This window comes from Intestinibacillus sp. NTUH-41-i26 (genome assembly GCF_032769475.1).
Classification (GTDB): domain Bacteria; phylum Bacillota; class Clostridia; order Oscillospirales; family Butyricicoccaceae; genus Agathobaculum; species Agathobaculum ammoniilyticum.
Genome location: NZ_CP136477.1, coordinates 2,547,083 through 2,565,089 on the forward strand (window position 1 = coordinate 2,547,083; position 18,007 = coordinate 2,565,089).

Sequence of the window (18,007 nt, forward strand, 5' to 3'; positions counted from 1 at the left end):
AGGAGAACAGAACTATGAAAGCAATCGTATGTGTAAAGCAGGTTCCGGATACCTCCGGCAAGGTAGCGGTGAATCCGGACGGGACGCTGAACCGAGCGTCGATGGAAACGATCACGAATCCGGACGACCTGAACGCGGTAGAAGCGGCGCTGAAGCTGAAGGATGAGACGGGCTGCAAGGTAGTTGTAATCACGATGGGTCCCCCGCCGGCGGAAGGCATGCTGCGTGAGCTGCTGGCGCGCGGCGCGGACGAGGCGGTGCTGGTATCGGCCCGTGAGTTCGGCGGATCGGACACCTTCGCGACCTCGCAGATCCTCGCGGCGGCAGTGAAGAAGGTGGGCCTAGAGGACGACGATATCGTATTCTGCGGACGGCAGGCGATCGACGGCGATACGGCGCAGGTAGGCTCGCAGATCGCGGAGAAGCTGGGCGTACCCCAGATTTCGTACGCGGCGGACATCAAGAAGGAAGGCAACACGGTAACCGTCAAGCGCATGCTGGAGGACGGGTACATGACCATCCAGACGAAGACGCCGTGCCTGCTGACGTGCATCAAGGAGCTGAACGCACCGCGCTATATGTCGCTGAGCGGGATCATGGACTGCTACGCCAAGCCGGTGGCGGTATATGATTACAACACCCTGAAGGATGATCCGCTGATCGATCCCACCACGATCGGTCTGAAGGGGTCGCCGACGAACATCTTCAAGTCGTTTACGCCGCCGCAGAAGGGCAAGGGCAAGATGCTTGAGGGCGCGGACAAGGCGACGTGCGAGACCCTCGCGGCGGAGCTTCTGAAGAAGCACATCATCTGAAGGAAAGGGGAATAATGAACAATGGCTGAATTTAACAACACCAATCTGGCCGATTTCAGCGGGGTTTGGGTATTCTGTGAGCAGCGCCAGGGCAAGCTGCAGCCGACGGTGCTTGAGCTGATGAGCGAGGGGCGCAAACTGGCGGACGACATGGGCGTAGAGCTGTGCGGCCTGCTGCTGGGCAAGGACGTAGACGGAATGGCCAAGGAGCTTGGCGCATACGGAGCGGACAAGGTATACATCGCGGATTCGCCGCTGCTGGAGACCTACACGACGGACGCATACGCGAAAGTAATCTGCGACACGGTAATGGAGAAGAAGCCGGAGATCATGCTGATCGCGGCGACGAACATCGGCCGAGACCTGGGTCCGCGCTGCGCTGCGCGTCTGCACACGGGCCTGACCGCAGACTGCACGCATCTGGACGTAGATGTGGAGAAGTACGCGGCGTTCCTGAAGGAAGCGTCGACGCTGCCGGAGGCGCAGATCGACGCGCTGGACCGCTCTGACCGCAACCTGAAGATGACGCGTCCCGCGTTCGGCGGACACCTGATGGCGACGATCATCTGCCCGCGTTTCCGTCCGCAGATGGCGACGGTTCGCCCGGGCGTGCTGAAGAAGAGCGAGTACGACGAAGCGAAGGCGAATGCGGTAGTGGTAGAGAAGCTGAGCATCAGCCTGAGCGAAGCGGACATCGAGACCAAGGTGCTTGAGGTCGTAAAGGAAGCCAAGGAGCTGGTAGACCTGACGGGTGCAGAGGTAGTGGTATCGGTAGGCCGCGGCATCTCGAAGGATGTAGAGACGGGCATCAAGCTGGCGGAAGAGCTGGCGTCGGAGTTTGGCGGCGTAGTAGGCGGCAGCCGTGCGGCGATCGACTCGGGCTGGCTGACGGCGGACCACCAGGTAGGCCAGACGGGCAAGACGGTACATCCGAAGCTGTACATTGCGCTGGGCATTTCGGGAGCGATCCAGCACAAGGCCGGCATGCAGGATTCCGAGTGCATTATCGCGGTGAACAAGGCTGATGGCGCGCCGATCTTTGACGTTGCCGACTACGGCATCTGCGGCGACCTGTTCAAGGTCGTTCCCATGATGATCGACGCTATCAAGGCTGCTAAAGCTGCTAAGTAAAAAACAGACCACCTGCGGAAAACCGCCGCCGCTGTACCTCTCATGCAGTACGGGATATGATCCGCGCCGCATGGCCTGCCGCCGCCTAACGGCAAGCCCGGCTGCGGCTTTCTGCCGTGTGAAATTGACAAAAAGCCCGCAGAGCATTTGCTCTACGGGCTTTTTCCTGTTGTTCACCGGCGCTCCGCGGCCACCACCGCCACCGAGCGCGGCCCCAGCGTAAAGCGCGCGCCGTCAAATGGGATATCCGGCGCGAACGGCTCCGCGCAGGACGTGTGCAGGACAAGCCGCCAGCGAAGCCCCTCCGGCGCCGCGGGAATCTGCTGCTCCCGCGCCTCCCAATGCGCGTTGACCGCAAGCAGTACAAGGTCGTCCGCCGTATTTTCCTCGTTCCGGCCTGCGAACAGCACGCCAATCTGCCTGGTTTCCCCCTCCATCCGACCGTTCCATGCCTCTCCATTATGCAGGGATACGTCCGGCCAGCCGCAGGCCGCGGGGCTGGTCGCGTCGCGCAGCACCGGATGCACTTTCCGTAGCGCGATCATCTGCTGCACAAACCGGAACAGGCCCTGGTTCTGTTCCAGCCGTTCCCAATCCAGCCAGGAGACTTCGTTATCCTGGCAATAGGCGTTGTTATTGCCGAACTGCGTATTGCCGAACTCGTCGCCAGCTAGGAACATCGCCGCGCCGCGGCTGCAGAGCAGCACGGCAAACGCGTTTTTGCGCAGGCGGTCGCGCAGCTCCAGTACTGCCGGCTCGTCCGTCTCCCCCTCCGCGCCGCAGTTCCAGCTATTGTTGTCATTCGCGCCGTCCGTATTCCCCCAGCCGTTCGCCTCATTATGCTTCTGGTTATAGGCATACAGGTCGTACAGGGTAAAGCCGTCATGGCAGGTCAGGAAATTGACCGAGGCGTTCTGCCGCTTATCCGGCGGATACAGGTCGGGCGAGCCGCAGATACGCTGTACCGCCGCCTGCGCCAGTCCGGCGTCGCCCTTAAGGAAGCGGCGCAAATCGTCGCGGTATTTCCCGTTCCATTCCGCCCAGCGGTTCCAGGAGGGGAACGAGCCAACCTGATACATGCCGCCCGCGTCCCAGGCCTCTGCAATCAGCTTGACGCGCCCCAGAATCGGATCGAACGCCAGGCTTTCGAGCAGCGGCGGCTCGGACAGCGGGCCGCCATCCTCATCGCGCCCCAGGATACTCGCCAGGTCGAAGCGGAACCCGTCCACACGATATTCGACCACCCAGTAGCGCAGGCAGTCCAGAATAAACTGCCGCACAGTCGGGTGGTTGCAGTTGAGCGTATTACCGACGCCGGAAAAATTATAGTACCGCCCATCCGGCGTAAGCATGTAATACACATTATTGTCCATCCCCTTGAATGAGAAAAACGGCCCCCGCTCGTCGCCCTCCGCAGTATGGTTAAACACCACGTCCAGAATGACCTCAATGCCGTTTGCATTCAGCGTGCGGATCAGCGTTTTCAGCTCGGTCCCCTCGCGGTTGAACTCGACCGCCGCCGTATAACCCGTGTTGGGCGCAAAAAAGCACACGGTATTATAGCCCCAGTAGTTGAGCAGCGTCCGGCCGTCCACCACGCGTTCCTCGGCCAACTCGTCGAATTCAAACACCGGCATCAGCTCGACCGCGTTTATGCCGAGCGCTTTCAGGTAGGGTATCTTTTCCATCAGGCCGGCGAAGGTCCCCGGGTGCGCCACACCTGACGATGGATGGCGCGTAAAACCACGCACATGCGTCTCATAAATCACCATATCCTGAAACGGGATATGCGGGTCGCTGAAAGCGCCCCAATCGAACGCATCCTCAACCACGCGGGCATGATACGCCGTTTCCGCCGCCGGCTTCTCCCCCCACCGGCTTTGTCCGGTGACGGCGCGGGCATAGGGGTCGAGCAGGAAGCGCGTCCTGTCAAACAGCAGCCCACGGGCGGGGTCATATGGCCCATCCATCCGGTAGGCGTATTCAAACTCCGTGATCTCCAGACCAAACACGATCATCGACCAGGTGTTTCCGATGCGGCAGCTATCCGGAAACGGCAAAACCGCATACGGCTGCTGTTCAGTACGCCGGAACAGACACAGCTCGCAGCGGACCGCGCCAATCGAATGGATGGTGAAGCTGACGCCGCCCGGCACGGGCGTTGCGCCGTTAAGCAGGAACAGGCCGGGCCGCACGGCGAAGCCGCACACGGTTCCGGTCGCGCGCAGGGGCTGGACAGACGCCGGCTGCACGGGCAGTATGGTTTTCTCGGACATGGGTTCCCTCCTTGTGCTGACGGACGGATGCTTATGGGTTCAGTATACCCCGACGGAACGCTTTTGTCCACCGCACAGGGCAAACAAAAAGCCGCCGGAAAAATTCCGGCGGCTTTGTTTCAGAGCGGCGCTCACAGGCATTGCAGGTATTGCCCGTACAGCGTCTTATCCAAATCAGACGCAAGGCGCATGAGCGCCTGGTGGGAAATGTAGCCGCGCTGGTACGCGATCTCCTCCAGGCAGGCGATATAGCGGCCAGTTTCATCCTGCACGCGCTTGACCTCCTGCGCGGAGCCCAGCAGGTTTTCCGCGGTACCCGCGTCCAGCCAGACAAAATCGCGGTCAAATTTGACCACATGCAGCTTGCCGCGGCGCAGGTATTCCAGATTAACGTCCGTGATTTCCAGCTCGCCGCGCGCGGAGGGCTTGAGGGCGTGGGCGATCTCCATCACGTCGTTATCATAGAAGTACAGGCCCGGGATGATATAATTGGATTTGGGATAGCGCGGCTTCTCCTCAATGGAAACTGCATTGCCCGCCTCGTCAAATTCCACCACGCCAAACGCGCGCGGGTCGTTCACATAGTGTCCGAACACACAAGCGCCCTCCCCCAATGCGAGCGCACGGTTCAGGTAATCCTCAAAAAACGGGGAATAGAAAATATTATCCCCCAGCACCAGGCAGACATCGTCCTTTCCGATGAACTGCTCGCCGATCAACAGCGCGTCCGCGATGCCGCGCGCGACCTCCTGCACCTCATAGGTGATATTGACGCCGAAGCGCCCACCCGAACCCAGCAGGCGGTAAAACGGCCCTTCCTCTCCGGGCGGAATGATAATCAGGATATCGCGTATGCCAGCCTGTAGCAGCACGGCCAGCGGATAATAAACCATCGGCTTATCATAGACGGGCAGCAGCGGCTTACAAACCGGCCGCGTCATGGGGTAAAGGCGCGAGCCTTTGCCCGCGGCAAGAATAATTCCTTTCATATGGCGTTCCTCTATCTTTGTTCTGATATTGCAGGAATATTATAGCATCTCCGCATGGAGATTTCCACCCGAATCTCTTTATTCATCAAATCCCAGTGCTTCATCGGGCGTGATGCACAGCAGGCGGCAGATTGCGGCGAACGTTTCCACATCCATTTTGTTTTTTCGTGTCTCGTACATGCTATAGGTTGATTTCCCCAATCCCAGCGCCGCGCTTACATCTGTTTGACGCAGCCCAATTTCCTTACGCCTTTTGCGAAACCTGTCCAAATAATCCATAGCTTCTCCCTCTTGATAAATCATGTTTTATGATTTATAATAATCTCACGATACATGAAATAAGGCGATTATTATGATACCAAATACGGAAGACCTCTTTGCCCACTACTGCACACACGGTTTGACCATGCCAGACGACTTTACCAAAGCGCCTGCTTTTCTGATACTCAAAAATCAGCTTTCTTCCGAACAAACGCGGCAGTTGTCCGCATTATTGGATGAACAGGCGCTTACTTTCTGCGACTATGCCTATCAATGCTTCCAACAGGGCATCCGGTTTGCCCTCTCCCTGATGCAGCAGCTCTACCCGCCGGAATAGGCATACTTTTATTTATTATAGCAAAGCCCGTCCATATATGCAACGAAAAAAGCCCCTCCAGATGGAGGGGCTTTTTTTATCAGCTTTTACGCCTTTCCAAGCTCCTTGACGCGCGCCTGCGCCGCCGCCAGGCGGGCGATCGGAACACGGAACGGCGAGCAGGAAACATAGTTCAGGCCCACATTGTGGCAGAACTCGACCGAGGACAGGTCGCCGCCGTGTTCGCCGCAGATACCGAGCTTGATCTCCGGACGTACCTTCTTGCCGTTTTCGACCGCCATTTTTACCAGACGACCCACGCCATGCTGGTCCAGACGGGCAAACGGGTCGGATTCCAGAATCTTCTTGTCAAAATACGTCTCCAGGATGCGGCCCACGTCGTCGCGCGAGAAGCCGTATGTCATCTGGGTCAGGTCATTGGTGCCGAACGAGAAGAACTCGGCTTCCTCCGCGATCTCGTCCGCAGTCACAGCCGCGCGCGGCGTTTCTATCATCGTGCCGACCATATACTTCATCTTCAGGCCGGAAGCCTCGATCAACTCGTCAGCCTTGGCCTTGATGATCTTCTTGACAAAGCGCAGCTCGTTGATCTCGGATACCAGCGGCACCATGATTTCGGGCGTGATGTGCAGGCCGTCTTCCTTCCAGACATTGATCGCGGCGGAAATGATCGCCTCGGTCTGCATCTCGGCGATTTCCGGATACAGCACGTCCAGACGGCAGCCACGGGTACCGAGCATGGGGTTGAACTCATGCAGGTCTTCCACCTTGGCCTTGAGCTTTTCAAAGGTAATGCCCATTTCGCCCGCCAGCTCGCGGATATCGTCGTTCTCCTGCGGCAGGAACTCATGCAGCGGAGGATCGAGCAGGCGGATGGTTACCGGCAGGCCGCCCATCGCACGGTAAATCCCCTCAAAGTCGCCGCGCTGCATGGGCAGAATCTTGGCGAGCGCCGCCTTGCGCTGTTCGACCGTATCGGACACAATCATCTCACGGACCGCCTTGATACGCTCCGGCTCGAAGAACATATGCTCGGTGCGGCAGAGGCCGATGCCCTCGGCGCCAAACTTGCGCGCCTGCGTTGCATCGCGCGGGGTATCGCCGTTCGTACGGACGTTCAGAGTGCGGATCTCATCCGCCCAGCCCATGAAGCGGCCGAAATCGCCGGTCAGCTCCGCGTCCTGTGTTTCGATTTTGCCGAGGTATACGTTGCCGGTCGAGCCGTCAAGCGAGATGAAATCGCCCTCGTGTACGACCGTCCCATCGGCAAAGGTGAGTGTCTTGTCCGCCTCGGAAACCTTGATGCCGTTAACGCCGGCGACACAGCACGTACCCATGCCGCGTGCAACAACCGCCGCGTGCGAGGTCATGCCGCCGCGTGCGGTCATGATGCCCTCGGAAACCGCCATGCCATCGATATCCTCCGGCGAGGTTTCCTGACGCACCAGGACGACCTTGAGACCGGTCTTATGCGCTTTCGCCGCTTCCTCCGCCGTGAAATAGACCGCGCCGCAGGCCGCGCCGGGAGACGCCGGCAGGCCGGTTGTGATCGGGGTCGCCGCCTGAAGCGCAGCGGGAACAAACGTCGGGTGCAGCAGAGCGTCGAGCTGCTTAGGCTCGACCTTCATGATGGCCTGCTCCTTGGTGCAGACGCCTTCGTCCACCAAGTCGACCGCGACCTTGAGCGCCGCCTGCGCGGTGCGTTTGCCGTTACGGGTCTGGAGCATGTAGAGCTTGCCGTTTTCAATGGTGAACTCCATATCCTGCATATCGCCGTAGTGCTGCTCCAGGCGAGAGGAGATGTCCACAAACTGCTGGTAAACCTCCGGCATGGTATCGGCCAGCGCGGAGATCGGCTGCGGGGTGCGGATGCCGGCCACGACGTCCTCGCCCTGCGCGTTCATCAGGAATTCGCCGTACAGCTTCTTTTCGCCGGTCGCCGGATTGCGGGTGAACGCAACGCCCGTACCGGAGGTGTCGCCCATGTTACCGAACACCATAGACTGCACATTGACCGCGGTACCCCAGGAATGCGGAATATCGTTCATGCGGCGGTAGGTATTCGCGCGCGGGTTATCCCACGAACGGAATACCGCGCGGACCGCTTCCATAAGCTGCTTTTTAGGATCCTGCGGGAAATCCTCGCCGAGCGACTTCTTGTAGTGGTCCTTGAACAGGACGATCAGCTCGCTCATATCGTCCGCGTCCAGCTCGTTGTCCATCTTAACGCCCTTTTTATCCTTAACCTGGTCGATAAAGGTCTCAAAGGTGGACTTGGGCAGCTCCATCACAACGTCCGAGAACATCTGGATGAAACGGCGATAGGAATCGCGTGCGAAACGCGGGTTATTGGTCAGCTTTGCAACCGCTTCGCAGATCTCGTCGTTCATACCGAGGTTGAGGATGGTGTCCATCATGCCGGGCATAGAAGCGCGCGCGCCCGAACGGACGGATACCAGCAGCGGGCGGTCGGGATCGCCGAGCGTTTTGCCCGTTACCTTTTCCAGTTTATCGAGGTACTCCATGATCTGCTCCTGAATATCCGGATAGATCGTTTTTCCGTCCTCATAATACCGGGTGCAGGCCTCGGTCGTGATGGTGAAACCCTGAGGAACAGGCATACCCAGTCCGGTCATCTCCGCCAGATTGGCGCCCTTTCCGCCGAGCAGTTCACGCATTTTGCCGTTGCCTTCCGGGAACATGTAAACATACTTCTTCATTTGGGTCTTCTCCTCCATTTCGTTTCTGTGCTCTCCACACACTTCACTCACGCAAAGATATTATATCATGCAGGGCGCTTCGTGTTCTATTGTGGGATTTCACCGATTTGCTAAAGCTATATTGTGCAAAATGACGGCAAAACATGAGAGTTTCTCCATGCCGCGGTTTTTTATTTCTCCATTTTTCGTATAATCCATTCTTTTTCCAACAAATTATTTTGCTTTTTCGTCGGTTTCCCGTTTTTATTTCCCTTTTTGTGAAATGATACAGTATTGACGCAGAAAATTCATATCCGCCCACATCCTGCGCAAATGCCTGCAAAAAAAACCGGCGGTCTGAGGCAGACCGCCGATCAAGTTGGAATGAAGTCCGGTTACGACCACCGCGAGAACATCGTACCCCTGATAGGTCGTTTGATAAAGCTGCACGGAATACAGATATCCGGCCGAGGAGGTGAACGCATCTCCGGAAAACAGGTAAAATGTATTTTCGTTCAGCGCCGCATAGTACTGCAGCAGCTTTTGCTGCTCGTCCGGCATGTCGGACATCTTATAATAAAAATAGCTTCCCCCAAAGGATGGGTTCCGATCGCGCGACCACGCGAACAGGGGCACGCCGGTCACTTTGCCGAAATCCGGCACCGGATACAGCCCCGCGTAGCAGCGGGAAGCCGCCGGACGGTGCGCGTCCGTATAGGCGGCGACGCTTACCGCCTCGCTGCCGTCCAGTTCCTTCAGAGCGGTAATCGGCACAGAGAACGACGGCTTGCCGCCGGACTGACTGCTGACCGTGATGCCGACCAGCCTTCCGGCGCTGTCCACCAGCGCGCCGCCGGAATTGCCGCTGATAACCGAGGCGCTGCTCTCGATCATGGGCGTTGTGTAATCCGTATTATATGGGTCGATCACCGTTCCCTGCGTCAGTTTCGCCCTCCCGCCGCCAGGATAACCGAGCGCATACACCGTATCGCCCGCCTGCACCGTTTCCGCAGTCTGTAGGTATGGCAGGCCGCTCCCCTCGAGCTGGATATGCGCGATGTCCATATCCGCGTTCAGGTCGTATATGCTGACCTCATGGCGTGTGCCGTCCGTCAGCTCCGCGACTAGGCGGTACACGCCGTTTACCACATGCCCGCAGGTGACCGCATCTCCGTCCGGCCCGATCAGCACGCCGCTGCCCATACCGAGCAGGCTGCCTTTTGCATCATAGGAGTACAGCTTGAATACCGCGGGCATGCAGTACGTTATCGCCTCGTCCGCGGTCAGCGTCTCCCTTACCTCAAGCGTAACTGTCTGCCGCAGCGCCGGCTCCACCATGCGCGTCACGATCGCGGCAGCTTCACTGCGCTTGATGGTGCTGTCCGGCAAAAGCCGGCCGGATGCGTCCGAACCAGTCAGGACGCCCGCTCGGTACAACAGATATGCCGCGTCGGCGTAATACGCCCCCTCCGGCACATCGGGGATCGCCCCGTCCTCCACGGAATTGACTTGCTCGAGCGCCTCCTCCGGAAAGGCTTTCGCCAGCACATCCGCGAACGCGCCGCGGGTCGCCGCCGCTTCATAGCTTTCCAGCGGCGCGGACAGGATGCCGTTTTCCAACGCATACGCCGCATAAACCGTATACCACGGAGAGGATGCCGCAAAGTCCGTCGCGCCGTTCTGGTAAATGCTATGCAGGCAGGCCGCCAGCTTGACCGCTTCCGCCATCGTGAGGCTGTTGTCCGGCGCAAAGGACGTTTGCGAAACGCCGTTGATCAGGCCGTATTCATAGGCCAGCTCCACGTTTTCCGCATACCAGGCGTCAGGCGGCACATCCGCAAACAGGCCGGTATAGGGCTGCTGTTCGGTAAAGTTCTCATAGCCTGCGAACGCCGGCGCGGGCAGTACGCCCAACGCCAGCACAGCGCACAGAAGCAGGCTGAGCAGTTTTCTTTTCACAGATGGTTTCCTCCGGTTCCGGTTGTTTTCTTTTTCAGTATACGCCCGGCACCCTGTCGATTTTGTGAACAGTCTGTAGAGATTTGATTACCCTTTGTACGCCGCAACGATCTCGCCGATATACATGGCATGGAAATCGCGGTCCGCATAGTTCTTATCCAGAATCTCCTGCTGCAGAATATCCTCCGGCGCGATCTCGCTCCGGCAGCGCTTACGGCAGACAAGCACGAGCGCCGCCTCCGCAAACGTCGGCTGCCCCTCCACAAACACCGGCGTCAGGCCGCTGTCGTGCATTTTATCCATGTCCCGTCCGGACTTGGTACCCATCAGGTTCAGGGCTTCGCGGTTTCCATCTTGTAAAAATGTCAGTGTAAAATACTCACTGTCATCAACAAATTCCTTTGTATACCGGCTGTGGCGGATATAACAGGTTGCGGAGGGCTTGCCCCATATCACACCCACGCCGCCCCAGCTTGCGGTCATGGTGTTCCACTTGTCTTCCGTTCCCGCGGAAATCAGCATCCACTGCTTGCCAATCATCTCGAACGGGTTAAACGACTGCTCTGCAATATTGATCTTGGTCAAAGACATAATAAACCCTCCTGTTGGAAATTAAAAATGAACGACGGGGAAATACGCGGCAGTCCCCTTTTGATGGAAACCGAGGCTTCAATCGAGCGGCGTGTGCCGCCGCAGCTTCATTTCCTGCCACTCCTCTTTGGAAATCAGGATTTGGCGTGGCTTGGAGCCCTCGAACGGACCGATGATGCCGCGCTCTTCGATCTGGTCGATGATGCGCGCGGCGCGGGAATAGCCGAGCTTCAGACGGCGCTGCAGCATGGAGGTGGACGCTTGGCGGCAATCCATAATCACATCGATCGCCTCCTCGATCATGTCGTCCTCTTCCTCGCCCGGGTCGCCGGAGGCGCCGCCCTTGCCCTCCGCCTGCTCCGCCTGGCGCTCGATGTGTTCGAGTATCTCCTCATTATATTCGGCTGTGCTTGTCTCCTTGATATGCGCGATCACCGCTTCGATCTCATCCGACGAAATAAAGCAGCCCTGCACGCGCGTAGGCTTGCCCTCCCCCAGCGGGGCGTACAGCATATCGCCCTTGCCAATCAGCTTTTCCGCGCCAGTCGTATCCAGAATAATGCGGGATTCAATCTGGCTGGCCACCGCGAACGCGATGCGGGACGGGATATTGGCTTTCATAATGCCGGTAATGACGTCGGCCGACGGGCGCTGGGTCGCCACCACCAGATGCATGCCCGCCGCGCGCGCCTTCTGCGCGATGCGGCAGATCGAAGTCTCGACCTCCTTGGCCGCGACCATCATCAGGTCTGCCAGCTCATCGATGACAATGACGATCTGCGGGAGGACCTGATACTGCTCGGGCGCGCCGCCCTCCTCCTGCTCCGCCTTCGCCCGTTCGGCGCGCATCAGGTCGTTATAGCCGACCAGGTTGCGCACCTGATGGTCCGCGAACAGCTTATAGCGGCGCTCCATCTCGCCCACCGCCCAGTTGAGTGCGCCCGCCGCCTTCTTGGGGTCGGTCACGACCGGAATCAGCAGGTGCGGGATGCCGTTGTAATTGCCCAGCTCAACCATTTTAGGATCGACCATGATCAGCCGGACCTCCTCGGGCGTGGACTTGTACAGCAGCGAGATCAGCATGGAATTGATGCACACGGATTTGCCCGATCCGGTAGTACCCGCAATCAGCATATGCGGCATTTTCGCAATATCGCCAATCACCGGCTTGCCGGTGATGTCCTTGCCCACGGCAAAGGACAGGCGGCTGCGCGCGTTGGTGAACGCCGGCGAAGCGATACACTCGCGGATGAACACTGTATTGACCGCTTTGTTCGGCACCTCGATGCCGACTGCGATCTTATCCGGTATGGGCGCGATGCGGACGGATACCGCGCCGAGCGACAGCGCAATATCATCCGACAGCGCGGTGATGCGGGAGATCTTAATGCCGCGCGGGATGGTCAGCTCGAACCGCGTGACCGAGGGGCCGCGCACAATGCCGATGATCTGCGCGTCGATATTGAACGACTGCAGGGTGTCGATCAGGCATTCGGAATTTTCCCGCAGCTCAGCTTCCGCGCCCGCCGCCGATGCCCGTTTGCCCTGCACCAGCAGCTCAATCGGCGGATAGTCGTAAACCGGAACTGGCGCTTTCTGGCTCTCGTCCATCTGCTCGCTCAGCGCCGCCTGCTCCTGTTCCCCGATCTTTTCCGCTTTCTTCGGCGCCTGCTCCAGCTCCGCCGGCGCTTCCTCTTCCTCCGGTTTATTCTCCACTAGGTCCATGATGCTGACCTGCTCGCCCGTCGTTTCCTCTTTGAGCGAACGCAGGTATTCATCCGGTGCGATCGGCTTACCACCGTGCATGCGGCGCGGCGGCGCGTCCGGAGCCTCGCCCGGCTTGTCCTCGCCCGGCGGCTCGGCGTCCAGCGGGATATCGATATTCACCTTGCGGCGTGCGGCGCGGCGCTCCTCCCGTTTCTGCGCATGGACAGCGGCCACCTCATGCACATTGGGCAGCTTGGCTGGCGCCTCATAGCGCTCGCGCTCCTCTTCGTCCTCATATTCATACGCTGGGGGGCGGAACATATCCATCAACGCCTGCGGCGTGATGCGGCAGGCGGCCAGCAGCGCCGCAACCAGCAGCAGCAGCAAAACCAGCAGCGCGCCGATCGAGGACAGCGCCCACTCAAACACCATGTACAGGCCGCCGGACATCAGGCCGCCTGATTTCATCTCCATGCCGGACTTCAGCAGGCCGGACAGGGTGCTCATGGAGAACGCATATTCATTGGCGCAGGTGATCGCATGCACGACGCCGCCCGCCAGCACGGGCAGCAGGGCGATGCAGCAGCCCCGCAGGCGCACCGGCCCTTTGCGCCGCGCGATCAGCAGCGCCGCCAGCCCCAGCAGGGCGAACGGCAGCACATAGCTGCCTGTCCCGATCAGCGCGCCAATCCCCCGATGCAGGGCGTCCAGCACGACCCCGTCGATCGGCAGCAGCGACAACAGGCACAGCAGCCCCGCCACGCCCCAGATCGCGCCCCAGGCCGCGCGCGGCAGAAGCGTCTCCGGCTCGGGCGCGCGGCGCGCGGCCGCTTTCCCGCGAGGCGCGCTTTTTTTGGTTGTGGTTTTTCTTGCAGCCAAATTATTGAAACCTCTCTTCCGTTCTCTTTTCCATACCGCGGCAGACCCCGCAGCGGAACGGTCAGACCACCATCCGGATCAGGCTGACGACGATCGTGATTGTACCAATCAGCGTACAGTAGACCACGAACGGGCGGAAGTTGCCCCGCTTGGACACAAACCGCACCATGCGGATCGCCGCCAAGCCGGATACCATCGCCACCAGGATGCCTACGATGTAGCAGGCGAGCGAAACCTCGCCAATCGTCGACGGATCGCGGATCACGTCGACCAGTTCCAGAATATTCGCGCCCAGAATGACGGGCAGCGACATGATAAACGCGAACCGCACGGAAAACTCGCGCGAAAAGCCGCGGAACAGGCCGGTACACATAGTGGTACCCGAGCGCGACAGGCCGGGCAGCACCGCGAAGCACTGGCCGATGCCGACGATCAACGCATCCAGCCAGGTCGCGTCCTTTTCCGTCTTATGCTTTTTCGGCGCCTTTTCCGACAGGAACAGGATCGCCGCCGTGACCAGAAGCATCAGCCCGACGATCAGGGACGAGGAGAACGCGCCCTCAATCTTGCTTTTGATCGGCAGGATGGCGAACATCGGCAGAATCGTAATCAGCAGCATGATGATAAAACGGCGGTAAGGATGGCCGTTGATCCGGAAGCCGTCCTTGATCCAGGCGAAAAATTCGAGGAACAGCTCCTTGATATCGCTCCAGAACGCAACGACAACCGACAGCAGCGTGCCAAAGTGCAACAGCACATTAAACAGCATGTAATTCGTTTCTATCCCGTCCCCAAAAATCGTCTGGGCGAGCACCAAATGGCCGGACGAGGAAACGGGTAAAAACTCGGTCAGGCCCTGTACCAGACCCAGCAGAACGGCGAACCATAAACTCATTCTTTTTCTCCTCTCGGTGGGGCGAATTTTACATACAGTTTTATTATAGCATATCTCCGTGTCAGATACCACCAAATTTAGCAAAATACCGCCGTGTATTCGCAGGCCCGCCGCCTTTGCGCAAGGGCTGCTCCGCTTTCCGCCGCCACGCCCGCAAAAGGGTTATTTTTTTCACGCCTCGCAAAACCGAACATTTGTTCTTGACTTTTGCGGAGGATTCTCCTATTCTATGCCCTGCGGGAAAGTAAGCGACTCTATCCCCAAAGGAGGCGATGCCATTGTGCGAAAAAAGAACCATCCGGACGAGCTGATCCGGATGCTGTACGAGATCGCGGACGACGCGGAAGCGCCCGCGAACAGCCGTCTGACCGCGATCCGCGAGATTCTCGACCGGACGGTCGGCAAGGGAGTGCTGCTGGACGGTGCGGAGGCCGAACCGCCCGCGCCGGTCGAGATCGTGTTCCAAATCGTGGACGTGCGATCGAATACGAAGTAACCCCGCGGCAGGCGGCGTTCATCCGCTCGGAGGCATTTGAAACGCTGTTCGGCGGCGCGGCAGGCGGCGGCAAAAGCCACGGCCAGCTTTTGGACGCATTGCGGTTCGCGGTGCAGTATCCGGCCTCGCGGCAGCTCATGCTGCGGCGCACCCTGCCCGAGCTGGACCGCTCGCTCGTGCCTGCGTCGCTGCGGCTGTTCCCGCAGGCGGTCGCGTCCTACAAGGTGAGCGAGCACCTGTGGCAGTTCGTTAACGGCTCAGTTCTGGAATTCGGCTACTGCGATGCAGAGAACGACGTGACCCGTTATCAGTCCGCCGAGTACGATGTGATCCGCTTCGACGAGCTGACCCACTTCACGGAAAGCCAGTTCACCTACCTGATCTCCCGCGTGCGGGGCGCGAACGGCTATCCCAAGCAGATCAAATCCACCACCAACCCGGGTGGCGTGGGGCATCACTGGGTCAAGGCGCGGTACATCGACCCCATGCCGCCCGACACCGTGTGCGAATGCGATGGCGGCACGCGACTGTTCCTGCCTGCGCGACTGGCGGACAACCCATTTCTGCAGCAGGCGGACGCGGGATATGAAAAACGGCTGCGGCTGCTCGCCCCGTACGACCGCAGGGCGCTGCTCGACGGAGCGTGGGAGCTGGACGAGGGGCGGTATTTCAGCGAGTTTTCCGCCGAGCGGCACGTCACGCCGCCGCACCCCATCCCCAAGAGCTGGCGGCGTTATCTGACGATCGACTACGGGCTGGATATGCTCGCCGCGCTGTGGATCGCACAAAGTCCGGATGGATACAGCATAGTATACAGAGAGTTATATCAATCTGGTTTGATTATCTCAGAAGCGGCGGCGGCCATTCTGGACTGCGAGCCGGCGGGCGAACGCATCGACTGCCGGCTGGCTCCGCCCGACCTGTGGAACCGGCGGCAGGAGACCGGCAAAAGTGCGGTGGAGCTGTTCGCGGACTGCGGGCTGGACTTCGACAAAAGCAGCAACGAGCGCGTCGCCGGCTGGCTGGCGCTGCACGAGCTGCTCGCCCCGCGTCGGGACGCGCAGGGTGGGATGCGCCCCCGCCTGACCATCTTCGACACCTGCCGCAACCTGATCCGCACCCTGCCCGCCCTGCAGCACGACAAGCGCAATCCGTCCGACACGGCGAACACGCCGCACGAACTGACCCACGCGCCGGACGCGCTGCGCGGCTATGCAGCGACCGTGTACGAGCCGTCCCAGCCCGCGCCGCCGACCCTGTATGACTGCGAGGTGGGAGAGTTTTTGCGGTACTGAGCCAAAATGGGGAATCACCGTCCCCATTCCAGAAAAGGAGGACACTATGGAACTATTATGCTACTGCATCGGCGCCGCCCTGCTGGTGCTGACCGGCGCGGTCATATCCGGCGGGCTGACGCTGCCCACCCCGCTCTGGCGGGAGGGCGGGCGCGGCCGCAGCGGCGATGCGCCGGACACGGCCGGAGACGCACTCAGCCGCGACCTGGCCGCGCTGATGGCCTACGGACGGGAGGAGGACGACCATGCGGTTTGACCCCTCGCCTGCTGCGATCTGGCAAAAGTACGAGCGCGACCGCGACTACAAACGCTCGATCGGCCTGTACGACCGCGTGCGCCGCAACGAGGCCTTCTACCTCGGCCGCCAATGGGAGGGGCTGCGCGTCCAGTCGCTCGACCCGCTGATCTTCAATGTGCTGCGGCGCTGCGTCAACCTGTTCGTATCCATGCTGGTATCGGACGATGTGGCGGTACGCGCGCAGCCGTTCGACATGGACAGCGCAGGCCGCCGGACCGCCCGTATCCTGGAGCGCTCGTTCGCGTCCGCGATCGAGCGGTCGGGCGTCAAGGCGCTCGGACGGCCGCTGCTCAAAAACGCCTGTGTGGACGGCGACGCGTGCTTCTATCTCCACTTCGATCCCACGCTTGAGACCGGCCAGGCAATCAAGGGCGATATCGCGGCAGAGCTGATCGACTCGACCAATATCTGCTTCGGCAACCCTGCCTGCGACGAGGTACAGCGCCAGCCCTACCTCATCCTCGCCATGCGGCGCGATGTGGACGAGGTCAAAAAGGAGGTGCGGGAAAACGGCATGGGCGCAGACGAAGCCGAGGCCATCCGGCCGGACGGCGACGCAGACCACCTGCGCCGCCTGCACGGCGAAAACAACCGCGTAACCGTGCTGCTGCACATGCGCCGGACCGAGCACGGCGTCGCGTTCTGCAAAACCACGCGCACCGCGACCGTGATGCGTGAAAAGGAGCTACCCTACCGCTACTATCCGGTGACCCATCTGTGCTGGAACCGTGTGCGCGGCTCGTGCCACGGCGAAAGTCCGCTGACCGAGGCCATCCCCAACCAGATTGCCATTAACAAGCTGTACTCGATGTATGTACAGTGCATCAAGCAGGTGGCCTTCCCCAAGATCATCTACGACATGACCCGCTTCCCGAACGGGTGGTCGAACGATGTAGGACGGATTTTGCGGACATTCAAAATAAAAAAGAATGTGGAGGTAACAGACAATGGCAAAGACAATTTTTGAGGAAATGGGCGGCAAATACGAAAGGCAAGGCGATTATTTAATACCGTGCTTAACTGTACCCGCCGAAGAAGAACAGCCGATAGGCATCTGGGGACAGCGGCATTTGGATTATCTGAAGCATCACTGCAAAGTTACATACACCAATCTTCTTACAAGCGGCAGACTTAACGCTTACCTTGCCGACATTGACAGACAGGCACAGGAACGCTTTGAAAGGCTCATAGAGGGTATGAAACAGGCACAGGGCATAACGGAACAGCTAAAGGCAGAAAACGCCTTAGAATGGACAGGATGCCTCAATAACATAAGGGCTTGTGCGAGGGAGATTGTGGAAAAGGAAATTATTTTTGCATAAACAGATGATTAGTGGCAGGGGGAAATCCTGCCGCTTTTTCTGCTTTAGTTTGTCAGC

General features: G+C 59.5%; 16 protein-coding genes. 8 read left to right on the top strand and 8 right to left on the bottom strand.

Features of this window, described 5'->3' with window-relative positions; translation table 11 throughout:
• Positions 1-14: 14 nt before the first annotated feature.
• Both acrB and acrA read left to right on the top strand, forming a co-directional pair.
• Positions 15-815, top strand: coding sequence for an acryloyl-CoA reductase electron transfer subunit gamma (gene acrB / locus RX717_RS13145; protein WP_316960385.1), 801 nt, complete (start codon positions 15-17; stop codon positions 813-815).
• A gap of 21 nt (positions 816-836) precedes the next feature.
• Entirely contained in the window at positions 837-1,946 is a 1,110-nt protein-coding gene (gene acrA, locus RX717_RS13150; protein WP_054328584.1) for an acryloyl-CoA reductase electron transfer subunit beta, read from the top strand.
• Between the two features lie 173 nt (positions 1,947-2,119).
• Here the strand turns inward: acrA and glgX are convergent, their stop codons facing one another.
• The 3 genes from glgX to RX717_RS13165 form a co-directional block, all read right to left on the bottom strand.
• Positions 2,120-4,222, bottom strand: coding sequence for a glycogen debranching protein GlgX (gene glgX, locus RX717_RS13155; RefSeq protein ID WP_107631634.1), 2,103 nt, complete (start codon positions 4,220-4,222; stop codon positions 2,120-2,122).
• A gap of 131 nt (positions 4,223-4,353) precedes the next feature.
• Positions 4,354-5,211: a glucose-1-phosphate thymidylyltransferase RfbA gene (gene rfbA, locus RX717_RS13160; protein ID WP_107631633.1), complete on the bottom strand. Its 858-nt coding sequence runs from the start codon at positions 5,209-5,211 to the stop codon at positions 4,354-4,356.
• A 78-nt stretch (positions 5,212-5,289) separates the two neighbouring features.
• Positions 5,290-5,490 (bottom strand): helix-turn-helix domain-containing protein, encoded by a 201-nt coding sequence (locus RX717_RS13165; RefSeq protein ID WP_159068166.1) that lies wholly within the window; start codon positions 5,488-5,490, stop codon positions 5,290-5,292.
• 73 nt (positions 5,491-5,563) lie between these two features.
• Here RX717_RS13165 and RX717_RS13170 point away from each other — a divergent pair, with 73 nt between their 5' ends.
• Positions 5,564-5,809, top strand: coding sequence for a hypothetical protein (locus tag RX717_RS13170; RefSeq protein WP_054326911.1), 246 nt, complete (start codon positions 5,564-5,566; stop codon positions 5,807-5,809).
• A gap of 86 nt (positions 5,810-5,895) precedes the next feature.
• Here the strand turns inward: RX717_RS13170 and ppdK are convergent, their stop codons facing one another.
• The 5 genes from ppdK to RX717_RS13195 all read right to left on the bottom strand — a co-directional run bounded on the left by ppdK (position 5,896) and on the right by RX717_RS13195 (position 14,539).
• Positions 5,896-8,529: a pyruvate, phosphate dikinase gene (ppdK, locus tag RX717_RS13175; protein ID WP_054326912.1), complete on the bottom strand. Its 2,634-nt coding sequence runs from the start codon at positions 8,527-8,529 to the stop codon at positions 5,896-5,898.
• Between the two features lie 243 nt (positions 8,530-8,772).
• Positions 8,773-10,467, bottom strand: coding sequence for a trypsin-like peptidase domain-containing protein (locus tag RX717_RS13180; protein WP_316960386.1), 1,695 nt, complete (start codon positions 10,465-10,467; stop codon positions 8,773-8,775).
• An 87-nt stretch (positions 10,468-10,554) separates the two neighbouring features.
• Positions 10,555-11,058 (bottom strand): flavin reductase family protein, encoded by a 504-nt coding sequence (locus RX717_RS13185; RefSeq protein ID WP_054326914.1) that lies wholly within the window; start codon positions 11,056-11,058, stop codon positions 10,555-10,557.
• A 78-nt stretch (positions 11,059-11,136) separates the two neighbouring features.
• A complete protein-coding gene (locus RX717_RS13190; protein WP_316960387.1) occupies positions 11,137-13,644 on the bottom strand; it encodes a DNA translocase FtsK in 2,508 nt (835 codons plus the stop codon).
• A gap of 61 nt (positions 13,645-13,705) precedes the next feature.
• The gene (locus RX717_RS13195; RefSeq protein WP_107631630.1) at positions 13,706-14,539 is read right to left on the bottom strand and encodes an undecaprenyl-diphosphate phosphatase; all 834 of its coding nucleotides are present in this window, start codon (positions 14,537-14,539) and stop codon (positions 13,706-13,708) included.
• A 280-nt stretch (positions 14,540-14,819) separates the two neighbouring features.
• On the opposite strand from RX717_RS13195, the gene RX717_RS13200 reads away from it, so the two are divergent.
• The 5 genes from RX717_RS13200 to RX717_RS13220 all read left to right on the top strand — a co-directional run bounded on the left by RX717_RS13200 (position 14,820) and on the right by RX717_RS13220 (position 17,950).
• Positions 14,820-15,035 carry a hypothetical protein gene (locus tag RX717_RS13200; protein ID WP_054326918.1) on the top strand — a complete coding sequence of 72 codons (216 nt, stop codon included), beginning with the start codon at positions 14,820-14,822 and terminating at the stop codon, positions 15,033-15,035.
• An 89-nt stretch (positions 15,036-15,124) separates the two neighbouring features.
• Positions 15,125-16,330: a phage terminase large subunit gene (locus RX717_RS13205; RefSeq protein ID WP_242977911.1), complete on the top strand. Its 1,206-nt coding sequence runs from the start codon at positions 15,125-15,127 to the stop codon at positions 16,328-16,330.
• 46 nt (positions 16,331-16,376) lie between these two features.
• Positions 16,377-16,586 (top strand): hypothetical protein, encoded by a 210-nt coding sequence (locus RX717_RS13210; protein WP_054326920.1) that lies wholly within the window; start codon positions 16,377-16,379, stop codon positions 16,584-16,586.
• Positions 16,576-17,595 carry a hypothetical protein gene (locus RX717_RS13215; protein WP_316960388.1) on the top strand — a complete coding sequence of 340 codons (1,020 nt, stop codon included), beginning with the start codon at positions 16,576-16,578 and terminating at the stop codon, positions 17,593-17,595. Before RX717_RS13210 ends, RX717_RS13215 begins: the two co-directional genes overlap by 11 nt.
• Positions 17,576-17,950, top strand: a complete 375-nt coding sequence (locus RX717_RS13220; protein WP_001140406.1) for a TnpV protein — start codon at positions 17,576-17,578, stop codon at positions 17,948-17,950. Before RX717_RS13215 ends, RX717_RS13220 begins: the two co-directional genes overlap by 20 nt.
• Positions 17,951-18,007 lie beyond the last annotated feature (57 nt).